This is a genomic window from Streptomyces sp. NBC_01142 (assembly GCF_026341125.1).
In the GTDB taxonomy this organism is placed as follows: Bacteria; Actinomycetota; Actinomycetes; order Streptomycetales; family Streptomycetaceae; genus Streptomyces.
On sequence record NZ_JAPEOR010000002.1, the window covers coordinates 1,318,667 to 1,340,829 of the forward strand.

22 protein-coding genes and 2 pseudogenes are annotated in these 22,163 nt (G+C 69.9%); 12 read left to right on the forward strand and 12 right to left on the reverse strand.

Annotated elements, in window-relative coordinates; translation table 11 throughout:
* Positions 1 to 353 precede the first annotated feature (353 nt).
* Positions 354 to 2,402, reverse strand: coding sequence for an MFS transporter (locus OG883_RS23420; protein ID WP_266544158.1), 2,049 nt, complete (start codon positions 2,400 to 2,402; stop codon positions 354 to 356).
* An 860-nt stretch (positions 2,403 to 3,262) separates the two neighbouring features.
* Between OG883_RS23420 and OG883_RS46830 the strand changes: the two genes are divergently transcribed.
* Positions 3,263 to 3,517, forward strand: coding sequence for a peptidoglycan-binding domain-containing protein (locus tag OG883_RS46830; RefSeq protein WP_323180955.1), 255 nt, complete (start codon positions 3,263 to 3,265; stop codon positions 3,515 to 3,517).
* A gap of 190 nt (positions 3,518 to 3,707) precedes the next feature.
* Positions 3,708 to 4,385 carry an HAD-IA family hydrolase gene (locus OG883_RS23430; RefSeq protein ID WP_266544160.1) on the forward strand — a complete coding sequence of 226 codons (678 nt, stop codon included), beginning with the start codon at positions 3,708 to 3,710 and terminating at the stop codon, positions 4,383 to 4,385.
* 216 nt (positions 4,386 to 4,601) lie between these two features.
* On the opposite strand, the gene OG883_RS23435 is transcribed toward OG883_RS23430, so the two are convergent.
* Positions 4,602 to 5,183, reverse strand: coding sequence for a TMEM165/GDT1 family protein (locus tag OG883_RS23435; protein ID WP_266544162.1), 582 nt, complete (start codon positions 5,181 to 5,183; stop codon positions 4,602 to 4,604).
* A 260-nt stretch (positions 5,184 to 5,443) separates the two neighbouring features.
* Entirely contained in the window at positions 5,444 to 6,178 is a 735-nt protein-coding gene (locus OG883_RS23440) for an ABC transporter permease (protein ID WP_266544164.1), read from the reverse strand.
* A 165-nt stretch (positions 6,179 to 6,343) separates the two neighbouring features.
* Between OG883_RS23440 and OG883_RS23445 the strand changes: the two genes are divergently transcribed.
* From OG883_RS23445 to OG883_RS23465, 5 genes are all read left to right on the forward strand, one after another.
* Positions 6,344 to 7,000, forward strand: a complete 657-nt coding sequence (locus OG883_RS23445; protein ID WP_266544167.1) for an HNH endonuclease family protein — start codon at positions 6,344 to 6,346, stop codon at positions 6,998 to 7,000.
* A gap of 114 nt (positions 7,001 to 7,114) precedes the next feature.
* Positions 7,115 to 8,818, forward strand: a complete 1,704-nt coding sequence (locus tag OG883_RS23450; protein ID WP_266544170.1) for an alkaline phosphatase D family protein — start codon at positions 7,115 to 7,117, stop codon at positions 8,816 to 8,818.
* A gap of 95 nt (positions 8,819 to 8,913) precedes the next feature.
* Positions 8,914 to 11,118: an FAD/NAD(P)-binding protein gene (locus OG883_RS23455; RefSeq protein WP_266544173.1), complete on the forward strand. Its 2,205-nt coding sequence runs from the start codon at positions 8,914 to 8,916 to the stop codon at positions 11,116 to 11,118.
* A gap of 52 nt (positions 11,119 to 11,170) precedes the next feature.
* Positions 11,171 to 11,644: a DoxX family protein gene (locus OG883_RS23460; protein WP_266544175.1), complete on the forward strand. Its 474-nt coding sequence runs from the start codon at positions 11,171 to 11,173 to the stop codon at positions 11,642 to 11,644.
* Positions 11,645 to 11,927: 283 nt separating this feature from the next.
* Positions 11,928 to 12,647: a DedA family protein gene (locus OG883_RS23465; protein ID WP_266544179.1), complete on the forward strand. Its 720-nt coding sequence runs from the start codon at positions 11,928 to 11,930 to the stop codon at positions 12,645 to 12,647.
* On the opposite strand, the gene OG883_RS23470 is transcribed toward OG883_RS23465, so the two are convergent.
* The 3 genes from OG883_RS23470 to OG883_RS23480 form a co-directional block, all read right to left on the reverse strand.
* Positions 12,562 to 12,867, reverse strand: a complete 306-nt coding sequence (locus tag OG883_RS23470; protein ID WP_266544181.1) for a DUF2277 domain-containing protein — start codon at positions 12,865 to 12,867, stop codon at positions 12,562 to 12,564. The two genes, OG883_RS23465 and OG883_RS23470, sit on opposite strands and share 86 nt — an antisense overlap.
* 125 nt (positions 12,868 to 12,992) lie before the next feature.
* Positions 12,993 to 14,480: a DUF1254 domain-containing protein gene (locus tag OG883_RS23475; protein ID WP_266544183.1), complete on the reverse strand. Its 1,488-nt coding sequence runs from the start codon at positions 14,478 to 14,480 to the stop codon at positions 12,993 to 12,995.
* Between the two features lie 10 nt (positions 14,481 to 14,490).
* Positions 14,491 to 14,937, reverse strand: coding sequence for a hypothetical protein (locus OG883_RS23480; protein ID WP_266544186.1), 447 nt, complete (start codon positions 14,935 to 14,937; stop codon positions 14,491 to 14,493).
* Positions 14,938 to 15,252: 315 nt separating this feature from the next.
* Between OG883_RS23480 and OG883_RS23485 the strand changes: the two genes are divergently transcribed.
* Positions 15,253 to 15,528 carry a DUF2087 domain-containing protein gene (locus OG883_RS23485; RefSeq protein WP_266544188.1) on the forward strand — a complete coding sequence of 92 codons (276 nt, stop codon included), beginning with the start codon at positions 15,253 to 15,255 and terminating at the stop codon, positions 15,526 to 15,528.
* Positions 15,529 to 15,628: 100 nt separating this feature from the next.
* Here the strand turns inward: OG883_RS23485 and OG883_RS23490 are convergent, their stop codons facing one another.
* Positions 15,629 to 15,955: a hypothetical protein gene (locus OG883_RS23490; protein WP_266544191.1), complete on the reverse strand. Its 327-nt coding sequence runs from the start codon at positions 15,953 to 15,955 to the stop codon at positions 15,629 to 15,631.
* Between the two features lie 610 nt (positions 15,956 to 16,565).
* Here OG883_RS23490 and OG883_RS23495 point away from each other — a divergent pair.
* Positions 16,566 to 17,480: a nitroreductase/quinone reductase family protein gene (locus OG883_RS23495; RefSeq protein ID WP_266544193.1), complete on the forward strand. Its 915-nt coding sequence runs from the start codon at positions 16,566 to 16,568 to the stop codon at positions 17,478 to 17,480.
* Positions 17,481 to 17,595: 115 nt separating this feature from the next.
* Here OG883_RS23495 and OG883_RS23500 read toward each other — a convergent pair whose 3' ends face one another.
* From OG883_RS23500 to OG883_RS23510, 3 genes and pseudogenes are all read right to left on the reverse strand, one after another.
* Positions 17,596 to 18,231 carry a TetR/AcrR family transcriptional regulator gene (locus OG883_RS23500; RefSeq protein ID WP_266544195.1) on the reverse strand — a complete coding sequence of 212 codons (636 nt, stop codon included), beginning with the start codon at positions 18,229 to 18,231 and terminating at the stop codon, positions 17,596 to 17,598.
* Positions 18,228 to 18,614 (reverse strand): VOC family protein, encoded by a 387-nt coding sequence (locus tag OG883_RS23505; RefSeq protein WP_266544198.1) that lies wholly within the window; start codon positions 18,612 to 18,614, stop codon positions 18,228 to 18,230. Before OG883_RS23505 ends, OG883_RS23500 begins: the two co-directional genes overlap by 4 nt.
* A gap of 486 nt (positions 18,615 to 19,100) precedes the next feature.
* Positions 19,101 to 19,214, reverse strand: a pseudogene (locus tag OG883_RS23510) (IS5/IS1182 family transposase); the annotation flags it as partial.
* Between the two features lie 59 nt (positions 19,215 to 19,273).
* Between OG883_RS23510 and OG883_RS23515 the strand changes: the two are divergent.
* Positions 19,274 to 19,612, forward strand: coding sequence for a hypothetical protein (locus OG883_RS23515; RefSeq protein WP_266544201.1), 339 nt, complete (start codon positions 19,274 to 19,276; stop codon positions 19,610 to 19,612).
* 151 nt (positions 19,613 to 19,763) lie between these two features.
* On the opposite strand, the pseudogene OG883_RS23520 reads toward OG883_RS23515, so the two are convergent.
* Positions 19,764 to 20,342, reverse strand: a pseudogene (locus OG883_RS23520) (oxidoreductase); the annotation flags it as partial.
* A gap of 202 nt (positions 20,343 to 20,544) precedes the next feature.
* Positions 20,545 to 21,000, reverse strand: a complete 456-nt coding sequence (locus OG883_RS23525) for a DUF4234 domain-containing protein (RefSeq protein WP_266544204.1) — start codon at positions 20,998 to 21,000, stop codon at positions 20,545 to 20,547.
* Positions 21,001 to 21,443: 443 nt separating this feature from the next.
* Between OG883_RS23525 and OG883_RS23530 the strand changes: the two genes are divergently transcribed.
* Both OG883_RS23530 and OG883_RS23535 read left to right on the forward strand, forming a co-directional pair.
* Positions 21,444 to 21,836 carry a hypothetical protein gene (locus OG883_RS23530; RefSeq protein ID WP_266544205.1) on the forward strand — a complete coding sequence of 131 codons (393 nt, stop codon included), beginning with the start codon at positions 21,444 to 21,446 and terminating at the stop codon, positions 21,834 to 21,836.
* Positions 21,836 to 22,105, forward strand: coding sequence for a hypothetical protein (locus tag OG883_RS23535; protein WP_266544207.1), 270 nt, complete (start codon positions 21,836 to 21,838; stop codon positions 22,103 to 22,105). Before OG883_RS23530 ends, OG883_RS23535 begins: the two co-directional genes overlap by 1 nt.
* Positions 22,106 to 22,163 lie beyond the last annotated feature (58 nt).

A 22,163-nucleotide genomic window follows, 5' to 3' on the forward strand; every position in this document is an offset into this window, starting at 1 on the left:
ACGGTGCGCTGGCGGCATGGTCCGAGTTCATCGACTGCGCCGAAGGCGTCCCCGTGAAGATCAGCAACTCCCTGACGGATATGCGGGTCCGGCTGTCCCGGTACGGCAAGGCTCCCGGCGTCGCCGAGCTGGACGGGCGGGCGGCCGTACTCGTGGACGACACGTGATCCGTTGCGGGAGGACCGGCGTAACTGCGTCCGCCGGCGGCCGGCTCGGCCGGCACAGCGGGAAGGTCGAGCGCTGCTACAACTATCACCGACCGCACAGCGGAGCAGCCGGTCAGCCGCCCGCATCACGTCTCGGGACCGGCGTCACGAACGTCCAGCCCTCCCTGCAGCCAGGCGGCGCTCACGTCAGGCCGCGTGGTCCCGCCTGGGCGGCGGACCGTAGGGCCGTTCCGCGTCCGAACCGCACAGCTCCGCGTTCAACTCCTCGACCAGCTGCACCAGATCGGTCGGCCGGTCCGGGCCCCACCAGTCGCCCAGCAGCTCCGAGAGGGACTCCTCACGGGCCTTCGCCAGCTTCACAGCCACCTCCAGACCCTCTTCGGTGAGCAACAGGTCCAGCCCCTCGCGGCGTGCGAGCCCCCGCACCTCCACCTGCCGGGCGGCCTCGGTGATGGTGCGCAACGGCACCGCCGTGTCGTCGGAGAGACGGGCGGGCTCCACCACGCCGTGGCGCCGGATGCGCAGCAGCAGCCAACTGGCCGCGGGCAGCAGGTCGTACCCCGCCTTCGCAGTGATCTTCTCGTAGATCTCGCGCCGGCCCTCCCGCGAGCCGAGCACCGACAGGGCGCGCGCGACCTCTTCGTGCGAGGAGCGTTCGACCGGGTTGGACGCCAGCGTCTGGCTGGGGTCGGGCGCGGTGACCGAGCCGCGCAGCTTGTCCTCCCTGAGGAACCAGGCGATGAAGAAGGCGACGACCATGACCGGCACGGCGTACAGGAAGACGTCGGTGATGGCCGACGCGTACGCCTGGAGCGCCGACGGGCGCAGTGGGGGCGGCAGTTCGGCGATGGCGCGCGGGTCGGCGGCCAGCTGCGCGGCACCGACACCGGACGGCACCGTCTGTCCCGCCAGCGCGTCCGCCAGTGTGTTCTCGAGCCGGTTGATGAAGATCGTGCCGAAGATGGCGACACCGAAGGACGCACCGATGGAGCGGAAGAAGGTCGCGCCCGAGGTGGCGACGCCCAGGTCCTCGTAGCTGACGGAGTTCTGGACGACCAGCACCAACACCTGCATGACCAGGCCGAGTCCGGCGCCGAAGACGAAGAAGTACACGCTCGTCTCCCAGGCGGTGCTCGTCTGCTCCATCCGGTGGAGCAGCAGCAGGCCGACAGCGGTGACGCCGGTGCCCGCGATCGGGAAGACCTTCCAGCGGCCGGTGCGGCTGACGATCTGGCCGGAGGCGGTGGAGGTGATCAGCATGCCCAGCACCATCGGCAGCATGTGCACGCCGGACAGGGTCGGCGTCACTCCTTGTACCACCTGCAGGAACGTCGGCAGATAGGTCATCGCGCCGAACATCGCGAAGCCGACGATGAAGCTGATGACCGCGACCAGTGTGAAGGTGCGGATCCGGAAGAGCTTCAGCGGCAGTACGGGTTCGGCCGCGCGCTTCTCGACGTACACGAAGACGACGAGGAGTACGGCTCCCAGGACGGCGAGGCCGATGATCTGCGCCGAGCCCCAGGCCCAGGTGGTGCCGCCGAGGGAGGCGACGAGGACCAGGCAGGTGGCGACGGAGGCGATGAGGAACGTGCCGAGATAGTCGATGGTGTGCCTGGTGGGGCGTATGGGGATGTGCAGTACGGCGGCGACGACCAGGAGCGCGACGATGCCGATGGGCAGGTTGATGTAGAAGACCCAGCGCCAGCTGAGGTGTTCGGTGAAGAGGCCGCCGAGCAGCGGGCCCAGCACGCTGGTGGCGCCGAAGACCGCGCCGAACAGCCCCTGGTACTTGCCGCGTTCGCGTGGCGAGACGATGTCGCCGACGATCGCCATCGACAGCACGATCAGTCCGCCGCCGCCGAGGCCCTGGATCGCACGGAAGCCGATGAGCTGGGGCATGTCCTGAGCGACGCCGCACAGCGCGGAGCCGGCGAGGAAGATGACGATGGCGGTCTGGAAGAGTTTCTTGCGGCCGTACTGGTCGCCGAGTTTGCCCCACAGGGGGGTGGCCGCGGTCGCGGCCAGCAGGTACGCGGTGACCACCCACGAGAGATGGTTCATGCCACCCAGTTCGCTGACGATGGTGGGCAGGGCGGTGGCGACGATGGTCTGGTCGAGGGCGGCGAGCAGCATGCCGAGCAGCAGCGCGCCGATGGCGACGAGGACCGTCCGCCGGTTCTGGCCCTCACCGGGGGCCGGACTCACCGCCGCAGTGCTCATTTCCTGAGCCATGGGCGTCTCCTCGGTTTCTCGTCCTTCTCCATCGTGGTCGTTCGGGCCGGTTACGGCCTGCCGAAACGGACGCGAACCCGTTGGGTATCGCCGCGGACGGCTGCATAATCGCTGGCAGCCCAAGGGAGGGGACCGGCGATGACCGGACATGTGTGTCCTGCGTGCGGGACACCGCGGGGCGCGGACGGAAGGGCCGGGCCCGGCTGCGACTGCGCGGAGCGCGCGGCGGACGCGGTGCGGGCGGAACGGCGGGCGGAGATCGCGGCGGCGGAGGACTTCGATCCGCTGCGAATACGGCCCTATGTGAGGTTGCGGGGCATGGAGGAGCCTCCCGGGGACGGGGAACCCGGGGGCCGGGCGGAAGCGGAGGCGACCCCGTTGCGGGCGAGGGCTACTGCCCCGTTGCCGGCTCCTGAGCCGGTAGCAGACGAGCCCACCTTCGAGGAGCTCGAACCTGTGCCCCGGCCCGCGCCCGCACCCGCCCCCGCCCCCGCGTCTGTGCCGCCGCGCCCGCGTCTGCGTCGGCCGTTCGCCGGGCTCGTCGTGGGCGCTGCCGCGGTGGTGGTGGCCGGGACGGCGGCGTTCGCCGGGGGGCTGTTCTCCGGGGCGGACGAGCCGGAGAGGGCGCTTCCGGACACCGGGACGAACGCGCCGAGCGCGAGCTCCGTACCGGACGCTCCCTCGTCGTCGCCGAGCCGGTCCGCGTCCCCGTCTGCGTCCTCGTCGGCATCGGCCTCCGCGTCGGCATCGGCGTCCGCGTCGGCCTCCCCGTCCCGTCCACCGCGCGTCCGACCCCGAGTTCGCCGAGGCCCGCACCTCCTGCGGCCCCGCCGACCTCGACGGCGCGGGCCACGGGCACGGTGTCGCAGCAGCCGCCTGAGCAGCCGGCGCCGGCCCTGCTGCGGCGTGGGGACAGCGGGCAGGAGGTCGCGGAGTTGCAGCAGCGGCTGACGGAGGTGTGGCTGTACGGCGGTCCGGCGGACGGGCAGTACGGCGACGGCGTCGAGGATGCCGTGCGGGTCTTCCAGTGGGACCGGGACGTACGGGGCGATCCCGAAGGGGTCTACGGGCCGAACACGCGCCGCGCCCTGGAGTCGGAGACCAGCGAGCCCTGACGGTCCTGGCGCCGGCTGCACCCTCGCCGACGACCGCCGCCGGCCGCGTTGACGAGGCCGGTGCGGGGGGGCGGGTAGCGCAACCCGCCCCGCGTTTTGTATCGTGGTTGAACAAAGTGGTTCCGCCCGTATTCCCTGACCGGCGGGCGGAACCGCCTTGCTCTCTTCTCCCGCGCCCTGGAGTACGCCGATGCCGGCCAGCGTCCCGCCCGTACTGACCGCTCGCGCCCTCCTGCTGGACATGGACGGCACCCTCGTCAACTCGGACGCCGTGGTGGAGCGCTGCTGGCGCCACTGGGCGATCGAGCACGGCCTGGACCCGGACGAGGCCCTCAAGGTCGTCCACGGGCGGCAGGGCTACGCCACCATGGCGGCGCTCCTCCCCGACCGGCCCATGGAGCAGAACTACGCGGACAACCGCGTGATGCTCGCCCAGGAGACCGCGGACACCGACGGTGTCGTGCCCATCGCAGGCGCCCCGGCCTTCATGGCAGCCCTCTCCGGTCTCCCGCACGCCCTGGTGACCTCGGCGGACGAGGCGCTCGCCCAGGCACGGATGACCGTGGCCGGTCTCCCGATACCGCAGGTCCGTGTCACCGCCGAATGCGTCGGCGCGAGCAAGCCGGACCCGGAGGGCTTCCTCAAGGGCGCGGCCGAGCTGGGCTTCGCCCCGGCGGACTGCATTGCTTTCGAGGACTCCGAGGCAGGCATCGAGGCGGTCCGCGCGGCCGGCATGCGCGTGGTGGGCGTGGGCCCTCGCGCGGCGGGCCTCGCCCCGGACGTCCATGTCGACGACCTCATGCACCTGACGGTGACCGAGGGCCCGGACGGCACCATCGAACTGCGGGTGGCACCCCCGGCGGCCTGACCGCCCGCCCCTCGGGCCCGGCTCGGCCCGGACGGCTCGGCCCCGCCTCTCAGGCTCGGCTCAGCAACGTCTCAGCCAGCAGTTCCGCGGACTCGGCCGGATGCTCGACATAGCCACCATGGCCGCCCGGGAACTCCAGGAGCTGCACGCCGAGCCGTTCGGCCGGCAACGCGCCCGGACGGCACGACAGGTTGGCGCGGGAGTCGCGGCCTCCTGCTATGCGATCGCCTCGAAGAGGCTGAACCCCGCAAGCGCCAGCATCAGGCAGGCCGCGACCCTGGTGATCAGCCGCAGCGGTACGTACTTCATCAGCGTCCGGCCGACCAGGATCCCGATCCCCGCGACCGCCCACAGCGCCAGGACCGCACCGACGCCCACGGACACCGGATTGTCGTAACGGGCGGCGAGGTTGGCCGTCATGATCTGGGTCAGGTCACCGAACTCCGCGACCAGGATGAGCATGAAGCCCGCCCCCGAGACCTTCCAGAAGGACTGGTCCGCCGGGGCGTTGATGCTCTCCTCGTCGCCGTCGCCCCTCTTCAGGAGCAGCATCACCGCGCCCGCGAGGAAGAGGAGGCCGACCACCGCCTGCACCAGCCGGTGCGGCAGCAGCGTCAGTACGCTGCCCGCCGCGACGGCGAGCGCGACATGGACGGCGAAGGCGGCCGCGACGCCCGCGAAGACGTACGACGCGCGGTAGCGGGTGCCGAGCATGAGACCGGCGAGCGCGGTCTTGTCGGGGAGTTCGGCAAGGAAGACGACGCCGAAGGTGATCGCCATGACGGTGAAGCTGATCATGGATGGGGTTCCTCAATCGGTAGGGCTGTCCGCACCGAGAGACCTTGATCAGAACTTCGAGAGATTCGAAACAAGGGGTCACTTCGGCACGGCAGCGTCGTAAAAACACACGGACACTGCGGCCGAAGGTCTCGCTGGCGGCCCGTACTGCGACCGCCTCCGGGCGCCGGCCGGGCACAAGGCCCAGCAGTATGTCGACGTTCCGGCGAAGAGCTACTCCCCTTCTGCTCGACCCGGGCTACGCGACACCCGGACCGCACTCACTCCCGGTGCAGCCGCCCCCGCGCCACCAGCTCGAGCACCACCGCGACCGCCACCGCCTGTACGGCCATCAGCGCGACCAGTACGAACACCTGAACCGCCCCCGCCTGAAGCGGTGACGCACCGCCCAGCAGCATGCCGACGAACGCGCCCGGCAGTGTGACCAGGCCCACAGTCCTGGTCTGGTCGAGTCCCGGCAGCAGCGCGTCGGACGCGGGCTCGCGCGCCACCTCGAGACGGGCGTCGCGGTCCAGCAGCCCCAGCGCCATGCCCGCCTCGACCTCTCCCCGCCGCTGCTCCAGCTCGTCCAGCGCCCGGCGCCCGCCGAGCACCGTCACGGTGAGCGCGCCGCCGATGAGGATGCCGGTCACGGGGATCAGCGCGATGCCCTTCACCGGCACCAGTCCGGTGAGGAGCAGCGCGGCGACGACGGGGACGACGCCCGCGGCGATCGGCAGGCCCGCCCACCACCAGGTTCCGTTCGAGGTGAGGCGCCGGCCCGCCGTCCGTATGGCGACCACGTACATCAGCACCAGAAAGGCGAGCAGCAGCGGTACAGAGCGAACCACCCAGCCGATCACCAGGGAGACGGCCGTGAGCTGGACGGCGGCCCGCACACCCGCGATCGCGATCTCGCGCGAGCGCCCCAGATGCGCAAGGGCCGCCACCGTCGCCGCGAAGGCCAGCAGAACGGCCAGGACGGCCCCGAAGGTGAGGTTGACCGGCAGCAGCACCCGCCAACCCTACGACGCCGTACGGCCCGTGCCGATACGTCAGAACCCTTGATGTGACGTGCCCATGTCGCCACTCTGTTACCTGGCGCCCATCCCCAGTCAATCTGGCGCCGCGACCATGGCCACACCGAACGGCCAGGTTCCCCCCACATCAAAGGAGTTCGCATGTCTGGTGTCTACGCGCGTCAGAGCCGCCGTATAGCCGTACTAGCCGCCACCTCCGCCCTCGCTGCCACCGGCGGCCTGCTGGCGACCGCACCCACCGCCCAGGCCTCCCCTCCCACCCCCGTCAGCGCCGCCACCGCTCGCACCTACCTCGGTCAGCTGACGGTGTCGCCGGAAGGTTCCTCCACCGGCTACAGCCGCGACAAGTTCCCGCACTGGATCACCCAGTCGGGCGCGTGCAACACCCGTGAGGTCGTGCTCAAGCGCGACGGCACGAACGTCCAGCAGGACTCCAGCTGTGCCGCGGTCAGCGGGAGTTGGTTCTCCGAGTACGACGGCGCCACCTGGTCCGCCGCCTCCGACGTGGACATCGACCACATGGTGCCGCTCGCCGAGGCCTGGCGCTCCGGCGCGAGCAGCTGGACCACCTCCCAGCGGCAGTCCTTCGCCAACGACCTCTCCCGCCCGCAGCTGATCGCGGTCACCGACAACGTCAACCAGGCGAAGGGCGACAAGGACCCGGCGGAGTGGCTGCCGTCGCGCACCTCCTACCGCTGCACGTACGCCCGGATGTGGGTGCATGTGAAGCACGACTGGAACCTGAAGGTGGACTCGGCCGAGAAGGGCGCACTGCAGTCCATCCTCAACGGCTGCTGACCAGCGGCCGGCCTCCGCACGGCCATCCGGCCGGGAACCCGCCGGAACACGCCGGAACCTGTTCGACCTCCCCCGTCGTTCCGTACCGTACGGGGCGACGGAGGAGGGCACATCATGGCCGGGCTGCGCCTGGGACCACTGCTGCGGTACGCCGACTGGGAAACCGGCGGGAGGGCGACCGTGTGGGTCGAGGCCGACCGCCCGTGCACGGCCGAAGTGCGGTGCGCGGACGGTGCGGGCGGAACGTCGCCCACGTTCCGGGTCGGCGGCCACCACTATGCGCTGGTGCTGGTGACCGGCCTGACGCCCGGCACCTCGACGGCGTACGAAGTGCTGCTCGACGGCCACCGTGTCTGGCCGCTCGCGGACTCCCGCTTCCCGGACAGCACGATCCGGATGCCCGATGTGCCTGCCGCCGGCACCCCGCCCGCCGCCGTCACCGTCTCCTTCGGCTCCTGCCGCTGGTCGGTCCCGGCCGACGGCGGCAACGACCCGGTCGGCCCCGACGCACTGGACACCCTCGCCGCCCGGCTCGCCGCCGACCCCAACGCCGCACGTCCCGATGTGCTGCTCCTGCTGGGCGATCAGGTGTACGCGGACGAGACGTCCGAGGCAACGCGGCGCTGGCTCGCCGCCCGCCGCGATCTGAACGAGCCGCCCGGCGCGGAGGTGGCGGACTACCAGGAGTACACCCACCTCTACGACGAGTCCTGGAGCGACCCCGAGGTGCGCTGGCTGCTCTCCACCGTCCCGAGCTGCATGATCTTCGATGATCACGATGTGATCGACGACTGGAACACCAGCGCGTCGTGGCTGGCCGAGATGCGGACGGCCCCGTGGTGGCAGGAGCGGATCCTCAGCGGCCTGATGTCGTACTGGGTCTACCAGCACCTCGGCAATCTCTCCCCCGCCGAGCTGGAGTCGGACGAGCTGTACGCGGCGGTCCGGGACACGCCCGACGGCACCGACCGGCTCAGGCAGTTCGCCGCCGCAGCGGACGCCGACCCGACCCGTGCGCGCTGGAGCTACCGGCGCGACTTCGGCCGCACCCGGCTGCTGATGCTCGACAGCCGGGCCGCCCGCGTCCTGGAGGAGCGGAACCGGTCGATGCTCAACGCGGGCGAGGCGCGGTGGGTGCGCGAGCAGGCACTGACGGAGAAGGGCTCGTACGACCATCTCCTCATCGGCACCTCGCTGCCCTGGCTGCTGCCGCCGCTGATCCATGACGCGGAGGGCTGGAACGCCGCGCTGTGCCGCGGCGAACGCGGCGGGCGGTGGGCTCGCTTCGGCGAGGATCTGCGAAGACGGTCCGACCTGGAGCACTGGGCGGCGTTTCCCGCCTCCTTCGAGGAACTGACGCATCTGATCGCGGAGGTGGGCAGCGGCGAGGGGGCCCCGGCGACGGTGTGCGTACTGTCCGGCGATGTGCACCATGCGTACGTCGCCGAGCCTGCCTGGTCCGACGGCACGCAGCCAGATGCCCAGGTGCTGCAGCTGACCTGCTCCCCCGTGCACAACTCCATCCCCACCTCGATAAGGCTCGGCTTCCGGTTCGGCTGGAGCCGGATGGGGCGGCGCATCGGCCGTGCTCTGGCCCGGCACGGCCGGCTGGGCACGCCGCCCATCGGCTGGCGCAAGACCGGCGGCCCCTGGTTCGGCAATCAGCTGATGACGCTGATGCTGCGCGGGCGTTCGGCCTCGCTCCGGCTGGACCAGGCGCGAACGACGGGATCCGGCCAGAGCAGGGAGGCGCGGCTGGTGACCGTGCAGGAGAGGGAGTTGACTGCGGCCCGTGATCCTTCACATAGCGGAGGGTAATCCTCGACCCAGGGGTTCGACTCCGGGCGTGCCAACGGCATGATGAGGCGGACCGTCCGCTTCCAAGCACCCCACATGCCCCGGGAGTCACCGTTTTGTCCGATGTACGCGACGCATGGTCCGCCATTCCGCACGCCCCGGCCCGTGCCCGTGCCGTCGCGGTCGTCGGCGCAGGCCCCCGCGGCGCCTCCGTCCTCGAACGACTCTGCGCCTCCCTCCCCGAACTGTCGCCGGGGCTGCGGCTGACGGTCCATCTCGTCGACCCCGCGCCGCCGGGACCGGGCCACGTCTGGCGCACCGACCAGTCCGCCGAACTGCTGATGAACACGGTGGCCTCGCAGGTGACGCTGTTCACGGACGACAGCGTGGCCTGCGAGGGGCCGATACGCCCCGGGCCGAGCCTGTACGAGTGGGCGGCCGACCACACCGACGAGCGGCTCGGCCCCGACGACTATCCGACAAGGGCCTGTTACGGGCGTTATCTGGAGTGGGTGTTCCTGCGGACGGTGGGCGGCGCGCCGGACACGGTGACGGTCCGGGTCCACCGGGCCCGCGCCGTACGCCTGGAGGACGATCGCGAGCCCATGGCCGTGAGCGCGGAGCATGCCGCGGCGTTCCAAGTGCCCCGGGCGCATACACCGCTGAACAACACGGCCGCCCGCGCACCTGCCCCCACCGCCGCCCCGCGCCAGACCCTCACCCTCGACGACGGCACCGTCCTCACCGGACTCTGTGCGGTGATCCTCGCGCAGGGCCATCTGCCGGTGGTCCCGCGTCAGGCGCAGGCGCATCTGGCCGAATACGCCGCCCGCCACCGCCGGCTGCGCTACTTTCCGCCGGCCAACCCGGCGGATCTGGACCTCTCGGCCGTCGCCCCCGGAGAACCGGTTCTGCTGCGCGGGCTCGGCCTCAACTTCTTCGACCACATGGCGCTGTTGACGACGGGCCGCGGCGGCACGTTCGTACGCACCGACGGCGGCATGCTCTCCTACCTCCCGTCCGGGCGCGAGCCTCGGCTGCACGCGGGTTCGCGGCGCGGCGTCCCGTACCAGGCGCGCGGCGACAACGCCAAGGGCCCCTCGGGCCGGCACGAGCCGCTCGTGCTGACCCCGGAGGTGATCGCGGGCTTCCGCATGCGCGCGGACGGGGGCGATCCGCCGGACTTCCTGACGGAGATATGGCCGCTGGTGGCCAAGGAGGTGGAGGCGGTCCACTACGAGGCGCTGCTCGCCGCGGGCGACGGCCCCACGCCATGCGACGTCCGGGGCTTCCAGGGCTTCCAGGACTTCCGGAATGTTCTGGACGCCGAGAACGTCACGGACTTCGAGGATGTTCGCGGCTCCAAGGTCGTCCGGGACTTCGAGAACGTCCGGGACTTCCGGGCCCGTTTCCTCGACGCGCCCCACGGCAGCGCCCAAGAGGCCGCCGTACTCGACGCCTTCGGCTTTGCGGAGGCGGACCGCTGGTGCTGGGACCGGATCTCACGCCCGCACGCCGGCCAGTGCTTCTCCTCCCCCGCCGAGCACCACGTCTGGCTTCTCGCCCATCTGCGCCAGGATGCCGCCCAGGCCGCGCTCGGCAATGTCGCGGGTCCGCGGAAGGCCGCCCTCGACGTGCTGCGCGACGTCCGCAACGAGCTGCGCCAGATCGTGGACCACGCCGGGCTCTCCGGCACCTCCCGGCGCGACCATCTCGACCGCTGGTACACCCCGTTGAACGCCTTCCTCTCCATCGGTCCGCCGCGCCGCCGGATAGAGGAGATGACGGCCCTGATCGAGGCGGGCGTACTGGAGGTGGTCGGCCCGCACACGACGATCGGAATGGCGGACGGGCTGTTCACCGCGGAGTCGCCCGACGTGACCGGCTCCCTCGTCACGGCGACCACGCTCATCGAGGCGCGGCTGCCGGAACCCGACCTCAGGCGGACCTGCGACGAGCTGCTCGGGCGGCTGCTGAAGACCGGGCAGTGCCGGCCGCACACCATCGACGGTTACGAAACCGGGGGGCTGGATGTCACCCGGCGCCCGTACCGGCTGATCAACCGCCAGGGCCGTCCGCACCCCCGGCGCTTCGCGATCGGGGTACCCACCGAGGGCGTGCACTGGGTGACCGCCGCCGGGGCGAGGCCCGGAGTCGACTCGGTGACGCTGTCGGACGCGGATGCGGTGGCGCGCGCCGCCCTGCGCACGCTCGCGACGACGCCGACGCCGACGCCGACGGAACCGGAGACGGGTACAGAACCGGAATCCAGGGCGGAAATCGGCCACGCGATAAATGTTGAACTTGCAAGTATCGATTAGGTCTGCCTAACGTAGGGCCCTCTCGGTCACGTCCCCAGCCGAAGGAGTCCCCATGGCGAACAGTGCCCTGCCCACCCGCCTCCATCAGGCCCAGCCCTATGCGCTCGGCCTGTTCCGCATCGTGATCGGCCTGCTGTTCGCCTGCCACGGCGCTGCCGCGCTCTTCGGCGTCCTCGGCGGCACGGCGGGCGGCGGCACCGTACCGGCCGGCACCTGGCCGGGCTGGTACGCGGCAGTGATCGAGCTGGTCGCCGGCGTGCTGGTGCTGCTCGGCCTCGGCACCCGCAGCGCCGCCTTCGTGGCCTCCGGATCGATGGCATACGCGTACTTCGTGGTCCACCAGCCCGAGTCGCTCTTCCCGCTGCAGAACGGCGGCGAGGGGTCCGCGACCTACTGCTGGGCGTTCCTGCTGCTGGTCTTCACCGGTCCCGGCGCGCTGGCGCTGGACAACGTGTTCGGCTCGCGCGGCGAGAGCCGGACGGCGGAGGACGACCGAAAGGATCAGGCCACCGCGATGACCGCCTGATCCCGCACAGCCCACAGGCAGCGCAGCACCCGGCCCCGTACGACCAAGCGCCCGACCCCGTAGGAACAAGGGGTCCGGGCGCTTGGTCGTCCCGTTGCCGCCCCGGCCGTTCGTCTCGTGCACCCGCCCGTTGGATCCCGCCTGGTGGACGTGATGCGCACGACATCGACGACCCCCTGACGATCTCGAGGTAAACCCCAGGCGTACGCTGTACAGCTGTCATGCCGCCCCTGCCGCTCCCCTGCGACGTCGCGGCGTTGTCACGAAACCGGGGAGTCACAACGTGCTCGAGAGTGTGGGGTCGCTGACCGGCAGCCCATGGATCTACGCCGTGGTCGCACTGTCCGTACTTCTCGACGTCTTCCTGCCGGTGCTGCCCAGCGGAGTCCTCGTCATCACGGCTGCCACCGCGGCCGCCGCGGGGTCGACCACCGCCACCTCTGTCGCGGAGGCGGCCGGCCAGGTGCCGCGCGAAGTGCCCTCGCTCCTCGTCCTGACCCTGTGCGCGGCCACCGCGTCCGTGCTCGGCGACCTCGTCGCGTACCGGCTTGCCTGGCGCGGTGGTGACCGCCTGGACCGGGCGATCGCCCGGTCGCGCCGCCTGACCAGGGCGCAGGAACGTCTCGGCACGGCGCTGAGCCGCGGTGGTGGCGCACTCGTCGTGATAGCGCGCTTCGCCCCGGCGGGCCGCTCGGTCGTCTCACTCGGCGCGGGCGCCGCGCACCACAAGGTGAAGGAGTTCCTGCCCTGGTCGGCCCTGGCGGGCCTGGTCTGGGCAAGCTACAGCGTGGGCCTCGGCTACTTCGGTGGCCAGTGGCTCGGCGCGAGCTGGGTCGGCGCGGCCGTCTCGGTGCTGGCGCTCTTCGGGGCGGGCGCGGTCGCGGCATACGTCATGCGGCGTCCGGCAACGGCGACAGCTACGGCACCGGGACCGGCACCGGCACCGGCACCGGCTCAGGAACCGACGCCGACGCCGACGCCGGCTCCCGAGCCTGCTGCTTAGCAGCCGCGCCGGACCCGCGCACCTCGATCCCTTCGAGCAGCTTGCGGGTCGCCTCGGCGATCTCGTCGACAGCCTGCTCGAAGACCTCGCGATTGTGCGCGGCCGGGGCACGGAAGCCGGACACCTTGCGTACGTACTGCAGGGCGGCGGCCCGGATGTCCTCCTCGGTGGCCTCTTCGGGGAGCACGGGCGGACGGAGAGTCTTGATACTGCGGCACATACATCCAGTGTGCCCCCACCCCGCCGGACCCGAGCCCTCCCCATGGACCATCAGCACTCACCGCTTCGCCGCCGGCAGGCACCCCGCCGAAACTCACCGCCTGAGCACCTCACCGCCTGAGCACCTCACCGCCTGAGGACCTGGATGGCCGGCATCTCGTACCTGCCGTCGAGGACAGCCTGTCCGGGGGTGTAGAGCCGGATCACAGACCTGAAGTCGCCCTCGGGCGCGGGCAGCCAGTTCGCGGCCTCCGCCGGGTCCGCCGGCCGGTCCTTGCGGATGTGGATCGTCAGCGAACCGTCGTCCCCGTGGACGAGGCCGGGCGTGCGGTCGCCGATCGAGCAGCGGCCCGCGGAGTTGTCGACGAGGCGGCAGTCGGGGATGTCGTACGTGGTCAGGGACCAGAACGACTCGACCGGCGGAGGTTGTTCGAAGCGCAGGACGTACGACTTCGCCCCGCTGAGCTGCTCCCCTTCGGCGTCCTGGAAGGTGAAGCCGTACACCGCCTCGTAGCCGTGGTTTCCCCACAGCCCGACGCGCGCCGCCACCGCCCGGACCAGGTACGACTCCTCCCGGTCGGTCATCCTCCACTCCGGGGAGTCGATCGTCCCCACGCCGAAGTGGTCGAGGCTGTAGTCGTACAGGTGCGGGTTCATCTGCCATGCGCCCGGCGGCCGTCCCCCGTCCGGCGCCGCGCGGATCGCCTCCTCCACCCGCGCTCTGCCGCGCTCCAGCCCCTCGGTCAGCGCCTGTACGAGGGCGGGATCACCGGCCGTGTACGGCGACGGGCCCTCCTCCAGCAGCCCCAGTGGCTGGAAACGGTCCTGGTAGGCGCGGTCGGGCGCGGAGGGCGGGAAGTCGGCCATCCAGACGCGGAGCCGTTCGAAGAAGAGCAGTTCCTCGGGTACATCGGGATCGGGCGCGGGCAGCCCGGTGCGATGCGTCTCCGGATCGGTGGCGGTCAGCGTGAACTGCCGCTGGAGCGCCAGGACGCGGGGCAGATCGTCGGGCCCGTCGCAGGCGTTGCGTACGACGACGGTGACGACGGAGGTCGGCGCGTCGATCACCTCGCGTACGCCGCGTACGCCGCCGAGTCCACCCCCCGACCAGCCGGGCGGCACGATCAGCCAGTCGTCCTCGGCCGTACCGGTGGCGCGGCGGCCGAGATACGCGAAGTTGTTGGTCCACGCGTCGATGCACTGGAGCACGTAGTACGCCCCGCCGGTGTCCGGCACATGCAGCAGGAACGGCCCTCCGGAGAGGTCGACCTGCGCGATCGAGTACATCGTGTCGTGGGTGGCGAACACGAAGTGCGTGTCGCCGTCGGCCAGTTGGGTCGCGTGCGAGAACTCGTTGAAGGGCGCGGGCTCCAGCGGGCCGAGGCCCTGGTGTGTGGAGGCCTCGGCCATGGTCAGGTCGGAGACCAGCGGGTAGCCGTAGACGTACGCGTCGGCCGCCAGATCGCGCAGCGCCTGCTGCCCGGACACGGCCTGCCTGAACTCGGCCTGCCTGAACTCGGCCTGCCCGGACTCGACCTGCCTGGACTCGACCTGCCCGGACTCGACCTGCCCGGGCTCGGGCTGCCCAGATGCGGCTTCGGCCTGCTCCGACATGGCTCCTCGATCACGGCCGGGCGACGGGATTCGGTCGGTCCGTGCACAGCGCCCAGATGACGAAGATGCCGATGGCAATCGAGATGAGCGCCCAGATGGGCTGGTAGGGCAGCCAGATGAAGTCGGCGATGATGCTGAGCGCGGCCAGTGCCACACCCACCGCGCGGGCCCATGTGGCGCCCTTGAGGATGCTCCAGCCGGTGATGATCAGGATCAGGCCGAGGACGAGGTGGATCCAGCCCCAGGTGGTCAGGTTGAACTTGAAGACGTAGTCGCCGAGACGGGTGTAGACGTCGTCATTGGAGATGGCCGCGATCCCTTTGAAGATGTTGAGCACACCCACGACGAACAGCAGCACTCCGGCGAACATGGTGCCGCCGGCGGCCCATGCGCTTTCGGCCGGGCTCGGGGGGCCGGAAGGCGGGGGGCCGGCGGGAGGAGACGAGGTCTGTGCCACGGGAGACTCCTTAGTCGGGATCTCATCGAGCGTGTGCTCGGCCCCCTCGCACGACCACTTGTTCGCGTCCATTCGGGTGACGGACCGGTGCCGAAGAACAGCAGCAGAGCCACAAACTGCCGGAGCCCTGGATAGAGCAGATACCCGGCTTCCTGGACTCCGTCGCCCTGCCGTGGTACCTGAGAGAACTGCCGGCCCCGCCCGAGCCCACCCTCGACTCGCTCACGGTGGCCTGGTTCGGAGCGAGCTGAAGCAAGCGCGCCGGCCCGCGGAAATGCGTTGCCCGGTGCCCGGCCTGCTGGGAGGCTTCCGGTCATGTCCGAGAACAGATCAAGCAGTTCACAAGGGGTGGCCGACCTCTTCTCGAAGGGGCGGCTGACGGCGATCCCACGGAAGCCGGCCCGCCGCGAGCAGTTGTTCGTACACCTCACGGAGACGCTGTTCGAGCGCAACCGCTCCTACAGCGAGGGTGAGGTCAACGACGCGCTGCGCACGGTGCACGAAGACTGCTCGGCGCTGCGCCGCTACCTGGTCGTGGCGGGTCTGCTGGACCGGCCCAAGGACGGCAGCAGCTACCGGCGGGTGCGGTAGCCAGGGACGCGCGGGCCGGTCGGCGCGGTAGTCGGTCACGCGGGGGCGGTTCGTGATCGGGCGTACGGGACGAACCGCGGCGGCAAGGCATTCGTTCCGTCTAGAGCTGGTCTCTCCACCAAGGGACATCGGGGGAATCGGCACGGACGGCTCTGGCCCTGGCCAGGATCCGGGCGTCGAGAGCCCCCACGAGCGTGCGCAACTCGCGGGCCGACTTCTTGGGCAGGGCGTGCATCACGTCTTCGAGATGGTCACGGAAGTACCCCGGATCGCAGCCGCATTCCTCCGGGTTGTCGCATCGGCTCTGCGCAGAGGAGCCGGACAGCCTGCTCAGTGGACCGTGAGCCAGAGCAGCCCAGCGCCGGAAGGCCTGGGCGGTGCTGCCGACCCGGAAGCGCGTGCGCTCCAGCCTGCGGATGTGCGCCATGCACGCCCCTGACAGGCGATTGATCGGCGGGTGACGGAACCCGGGACTGCTGATGCGTACGGGAAGGCCGCCGCGGACGGCGGACGGGCGCCTACGCGGCATTTCCCTTTCGGCAGTGGTGAGTCATGAAGGCAACGTACCGCCGCCGACGCCGATGATCCAGAGCCCGCAGCTCGACGCGAGATGGACTCGACGCGACGTCAGCTCGGTCCGAGGGGCCGGCCCTCCGCGACAACCGCGTTGACAGGCGACTACCCGGTGGCTGTAATGGAATACGTGTCGCGTGACGCCGGCCAAGAGCAGTGGGCCGGCCGGTAGTTGGGCGAGCACCATTCACCGGGGGTCACGCCTTGAGTTCATACTCCGCGCCCTGCGCCTGACGTAAGCGCCTCCGCGCGTCATCCCTCGTCCTTCGCGATGCCGCCGAGCCTCCCCGACAGCCGCCGTGTCCCGGCGCGCCCGTCGGCAGCTGGGAGTGCTCGATCGATGTCCAACTCCGGGCGAGGGTTCGCGTGCGGTCACTGCGCGCTGCGGCCGCTGCGCTCTGCGCACATCAACGCCATCCCCTCTCACCGCGGAACCACACACTGCTTTGGAGAGCCGACACCGCATGCCCACATCCTTCAACCAATCGGTCATCGAGGAGTTCCGAGCCAACGCGGGAAAGGTCAGTGGCCCCTTCGAGGGCGGTGACCTTCTCCTGTTGACCACCACTGGCGCGAAGTCGGGGAAGGAACACACCACTCCCCTCGGCTATGTCCGCGACGGCGGCCTTCTGCTGATCATCGGCTCCGCCGCCGGCGGGCCCCGCCATCCCGCCTGGTACCACAACCTGCTCGCCCATCCCCTGGTGCAGGTGGAGATCGGCACCGAGGCGTTCGGAGCGGTCGCGGTCCCCGCCGAGGGCGCGCGGCGCGACCAGCTGTTCGAGCGCGTGGTACGTGCCGAGCCCGGATACGGGGACTATCAGGCCGGCACCACCCGGATCCTGCCGGTCGTGGCACTGGAGCGCTCCGCGCCCGAGGCGGGCGAAGGCCCCCGGGAGGTCAACAACCTCGCCGACAAGCTCATGGAGGTCCACACCTGGCTGCGTGCGCAGTTGCGGCATGTACAGGCCGAGACCGACGCCCACTTCGCCGCACGGGCGGCTCACCAGGGCTCCGGCGAACCGCCGGTGCCGAGCCTCGGACTGCAAATACGGCAGCACTGCCTGGCGTTCTGTCAGTCCCTGGAGTTCCATCACACCAGCGAGGACGCGCACCTGTTTCCCACGATGGCGGGCTACCACCCGCATCTGGCCGACACCTTCGAGCAGCTCCGTGTCGAACACCGAACGGTCGCACGCATCCAGGGCGAACTGGTTGCCCTGCTGACCGGCATCAACGCCGCCGACCCCGGGCGCTTCCGCACCGAGCTGACGCGGATGTCGGAGGAGTTGACCGCACACCTCGCCTATGAGGAGGAGTCACTTCTCCCCATCCTGGCCGAGATCCCGTGGCCCCCGGCGGGCCCACCGGCACCCTGACGGATGCCCATGGGGGGCGGTGACGGCCCCATCCGGCCCGTCACCGCCGCACCCCACCTGCCCATTCCCGTACCCATGCCATGCCCATGCCCATGCCCCTGCCCCTGCCCGAGGTCTAGTGCCGTTCCCGGGCGTGGGCGGGCTGTTGGCTGATCCACACGAGCCGGTCGAAGTCGACCGCCACCCCGCGCAGCAGCAGATCCACCAGAGGACCCGCTGTGTCCTGGTCGAGCGGAGCATCGCCGAACAATGCGCGCTGGTAGACCGTCGAGGCGAGCAGATCGACCAGCAGTTCCGGGTCGGCGTCGGGCAGCAGATCGCCCCGGTCGACCGCGCGCTGCACCGCGATCGTCGCGGCCTGCCTGCTGGGCTGCACCAACACGTCGATCAGCCGCCGGTGCAGATCGGCGTCGTGGGCGCAGCCCGCGATCAGCGGGGCCAGGACCCCGCCGGGCAGCCGGTCGTGCAACGCCTCGGCGAGCAGCCGCACGCTCTGGATCAGATCACAGCGGGTGCAGCCGTTGTCCGGCGCCGGAGGGGTGACGACGACCGAGGCGAGCGCGTCGATGACAAGGCTCTGCCGGACCGGCCACCGCCGCCGGATCGACGCCTTCGTCGTACCGGCCCTGGCAGCGACCGTCTCGAGGGCGAACCCGGCGTACCCGCTTTCGCGCAGCACTTCGAGGGTCGCGGCCAGCACCGCGGCATCGATCGCCGGGTCACGTGGCCGCCCGGCCGCGGCGGGGCTCACCGGTCGGCGTCCTGCGGATACCAGCGCAGCTCAACGGTGTTGCCCTCCGGATCCCGCACGTATATCGACTGCGCCTCGCCCCGGGCACCGTAGCGGCCGACCGGGCCTTCCAGCACGGTGAAGTCGCCCGAGTCGATGACCTGCTGCCAGTCCAGGGGTTCGACGACCAGGCATATGTGGTCCACATTGGACTCGCCGCGGGGACGGTCGAGCAGATCGATGATCGTGGTCGGACTGACCCGCACCGACGGGAACGGGACCTCGCCGGCCCGCCATTCGTCCACCCGGACCGGCTCCAGACCCAGGGGTCCGCAGTAGAACTCCAACGCACGCTCGACGTCCTGCACGTTGAGCACCAGGTGATCGAAGTCCTTGACTCGCATGGGACAGCCCTCTCGTAGTTCAAATACGAACCGGTTCGGATCGTAACACCCTCAGGATAGATCACATCCGGTGACAACCCGGCTGACGCTGCGCGGGATGCATGCCACCCGACGGCGCTCGATACCCCAGCGCCGCCCAGCCCTCCGCCGCCACGCTCTCGCCAGGCCCCCGAGGTCCGACTGTGCTCGATGGGCTGCCGGACCGATGACGAGGGAGCTTTCGAGAGAAAGGGCCTGCCGGCCGGCGAGTACACCGTCAGGACAACGGAAGGTTCGGTGACCTGGACCAAGGCCACGGCGAACGAAGAGGGTGAAGCCACCGGCAGAGATCGTCTTCATCCTCAACGGCATGGCGCACAACATCACTTGGTGACAGAGCATCATCGTTCGCGAGGCCCCGCACTGCTGTGCGGGGGCCTGTCACGGTAGTTGCCCGAGGCTCGACTCGACCGGTATGCGCCGGACTTCTGTCCATGTCATCCGCGGCCCATCGATCACCTGCCGGTGATACCACCACCGGCCGCAACGCCCGTTGTCCACCGGCAGGAACGGGCGCAGCCGCTCCCACTCACCGTGCCTCAGATCGCCCCGACTCGTCATGCACTGCTTCACGAGGCACCCGGCCGGAGAGCCACAACCACGCTGCGTACCCTCGTGGAATGGACCGCTACGAGGGTGCAGCCCATCTGGAGTGGTGGGCAAACCGCTCCACCTGCCTTGCACGTATCCCTGTCAGGATCGTCCCCACGGCCGGAGGCGGCACGTGGGACGCCGCCGCCTCGCCGCCCCTCGACCGCAGCGAGAGTGAGGACGTACAGCTGCTCATCGAGGCCAGTCCCTACTTCACCCTCCGCTGCGAAGACGACGTGGCCGTTGAGGTCGAAGTGGCGTCCTCCGGGGAAATCAACCACTATCGGCTGAGCGCCGACGCGACCCTTGATCCAAGCGCGCGAGCAGGCCACACTCACGGGTCACATGGTCACCCGGACACGCCCTAGTTGATTCGGCTTGCGGCTGCGCTCCCGCTCACGGCCCCACAGCGACGGGCCGCGCCCGGCCGGCCCCGACGCGCATCCAGCCTGCTCACGTCCACAAACAGCCAGAGGCTGAGCGTGGCCGCAAACAGCAGGAGACCAAAGCCGTCAGCCGTCAGCCGTCAGCGTCCAGCAACTCGCACTCGCGCCGGGCGCTGAGCCCGGCACGCCTTTCCCGGTCCAGACCCTGCTCGCGTTCCCAGAGCAGCGTGTCGGCCAGCAGCTCCGCCCGGGGCCGATGGCGGAGCCCCGCCCCGCGCGCCGCGGACCCGTTCCGGGCCGACCACTCCTTCCAGTCCGGCTCGACCACCCACATCGGCAGCGACTCGGCCCCCATGTACTCGGCCACGCCGTTCGCGAGCAGCCGTGCCGAGTCCGCGGTGACCACGGGACCGGTGTGCCCGCCAAGAGCGCGGGACAGCTCGATCCACTCTCCGAACGGAACAACCGGACCGACAGCGTCGTATACGCCGGTGCTCCCCGTCTCCGCGGCGTCGAGCAGCCAGGCGGTGAGGTCCCGCACGTCGACTGCCTGTGTCGGCATGGCCGGAGCATCGGGAACCAGCATCGGCCCGTGCGGATCGCGTGCGGCACGGGCCACCCAGTAGCCGGAGCGTCCGCTGCGATCGCCCGGCCCGCCGATGAGGCCCGCTCGTGCGATGAGGAGGCGGTCGCCCACGACGGCCGGGCGGGTTCGCTGACAGCGGACCCGATGTCGTCGACCGAGCGCCGCGGCCCGCACAGAGAGCACATCCGGCAGATGCCGAGCCAGTTGCGATCGGCTGCCGACTTGCCGCCGGCCACCACGTCGTTCCGCGCTCGTGTGCTGTCAGCCACATGGGACCGGCTGCTCGAAAGGCGGCCCGGCCCTGAGTGACTACTGGTCCTTTTGCAGGTCAAGCCGCCAGAGGCACCTGCTCGCCCTCGACCGGGTTTTGGTAGTGGGCCCATATCTGGTTCAGCTCGTGCTGGTAGTAGAGCGAGTACAGGCCTCCAACGATGATGAGAACCAGCCCGATCCAGGGATTACAGGTGGGTTGCATCCCGGCCGACTTCTGCATCCGGGCAATGCGCTGACCGGTGTTGTAGACCGATACGAAGGGCGGAACGATCACCAGCCAGCCGACAGTGATGGCCAGAACGGCCATCACCGGATCGACCTCAATCCGGTGGTCAAAGTCGCGGGCCTCGCGATTCACTTTGTAGTACCAGACCAAATGATAGATACCCAGCGTGATCAGCGGCCAGATCAGCCAGACGAGAAAGATGTTGCGGGGCTTTCCGGCACGACCTGACATGATGCACCTCCTGTCAATCCAGTGCATCACGACCGGCGGGATCGCGCGCGCCATCCGTGTTGGCTACATGTTGGCAGCACAGGCGCGTCTCTGACGGCCGCGAGACGGGCCGGACGGGGGCCGACCACCCTCGTCGATGCCATCCCGGCCGCTACCTGCCCTCGGAGCGGCGGTAGCGGGTTGCCATGGCTGCGGTACTCCGCTGCTGTACAGCGGTCGCACGGGCACGGGAGGGCGCCGAGCTCGGCGCGCACGGCTTCATCAAGCCCCGGGGAATGAACCTCATCGTGTGGAACAGCGCGTAGATCCTCGGGAAAGCACCCACAGAGTGAGCATCCTGCGCTATGAAGAACGGGTTCCGAGCCGAACGGAAGACAGGGGGCGATATGGCCAGTTCTTCAACCACCACGTCAAGTAGCAGCGCTGCGGGTGTACCTCCGCCAGGGACACCATCGGCGGGTACCACACATCCCCGGTGGAAGATCGTCACCGTAAAATTGGCCAGCTGGTTCGCGTTCGGCGTCGTATTCGCCGTTATGCCAATCCTGTTGAGCTACATCATTGGCGAGACTCGACACAGCGAGCGAACCCTGAGAAGCCTCATCGGGCACGGGGAGCTGTTAATTGTCGCGACGGGTCTGTCCGCCGCGGCCGCCGGCCAGGCATTCACTATGAAGCACACTCAATTCAGCCTGGCCGCCCGCCTCCTGGGCTGTGGAAACGTCTTGATCGCCCTCTTCACAACAGGAGTGTTCGCCGACATTTCCGCCGCCCTGGCCGACAAGCAGAAGATCGATGAGTCCTTCGTGACCAACTACTCCTTGTGGTTTTTCAGTTTCGCCTTGATTGCAAGCTTTAGTAGCGCCCTGGTGGCGGAGTTGGAGCAGTGATGGGCGCATTGATCGCTGAAGTCGGGAGCATCCTTTCGGGCCTGATCGCCGCTTCCTCCGTAGGTGTAGCAGTGAGAACATGGTTGGCATCCAGGAAGAACGTCGCCACGGTCACGCTCAAACTGGAACGCGACGGCAGGACTTATGAAGTTTCAGCTGGGGACACCAAGGACCCGGAGGAAATGCATCGGCTCCTCACGGAGTTGATGGAAAACGCTGACACCTCCACCGACGAGGACTCGCCCACACCGCCGTCGAATAAGTCATAGAGTGCGCGGCTGCGTCAAACACTCGCCTCACCGGGTTGGCCAGGAGCTGGACGGCTGT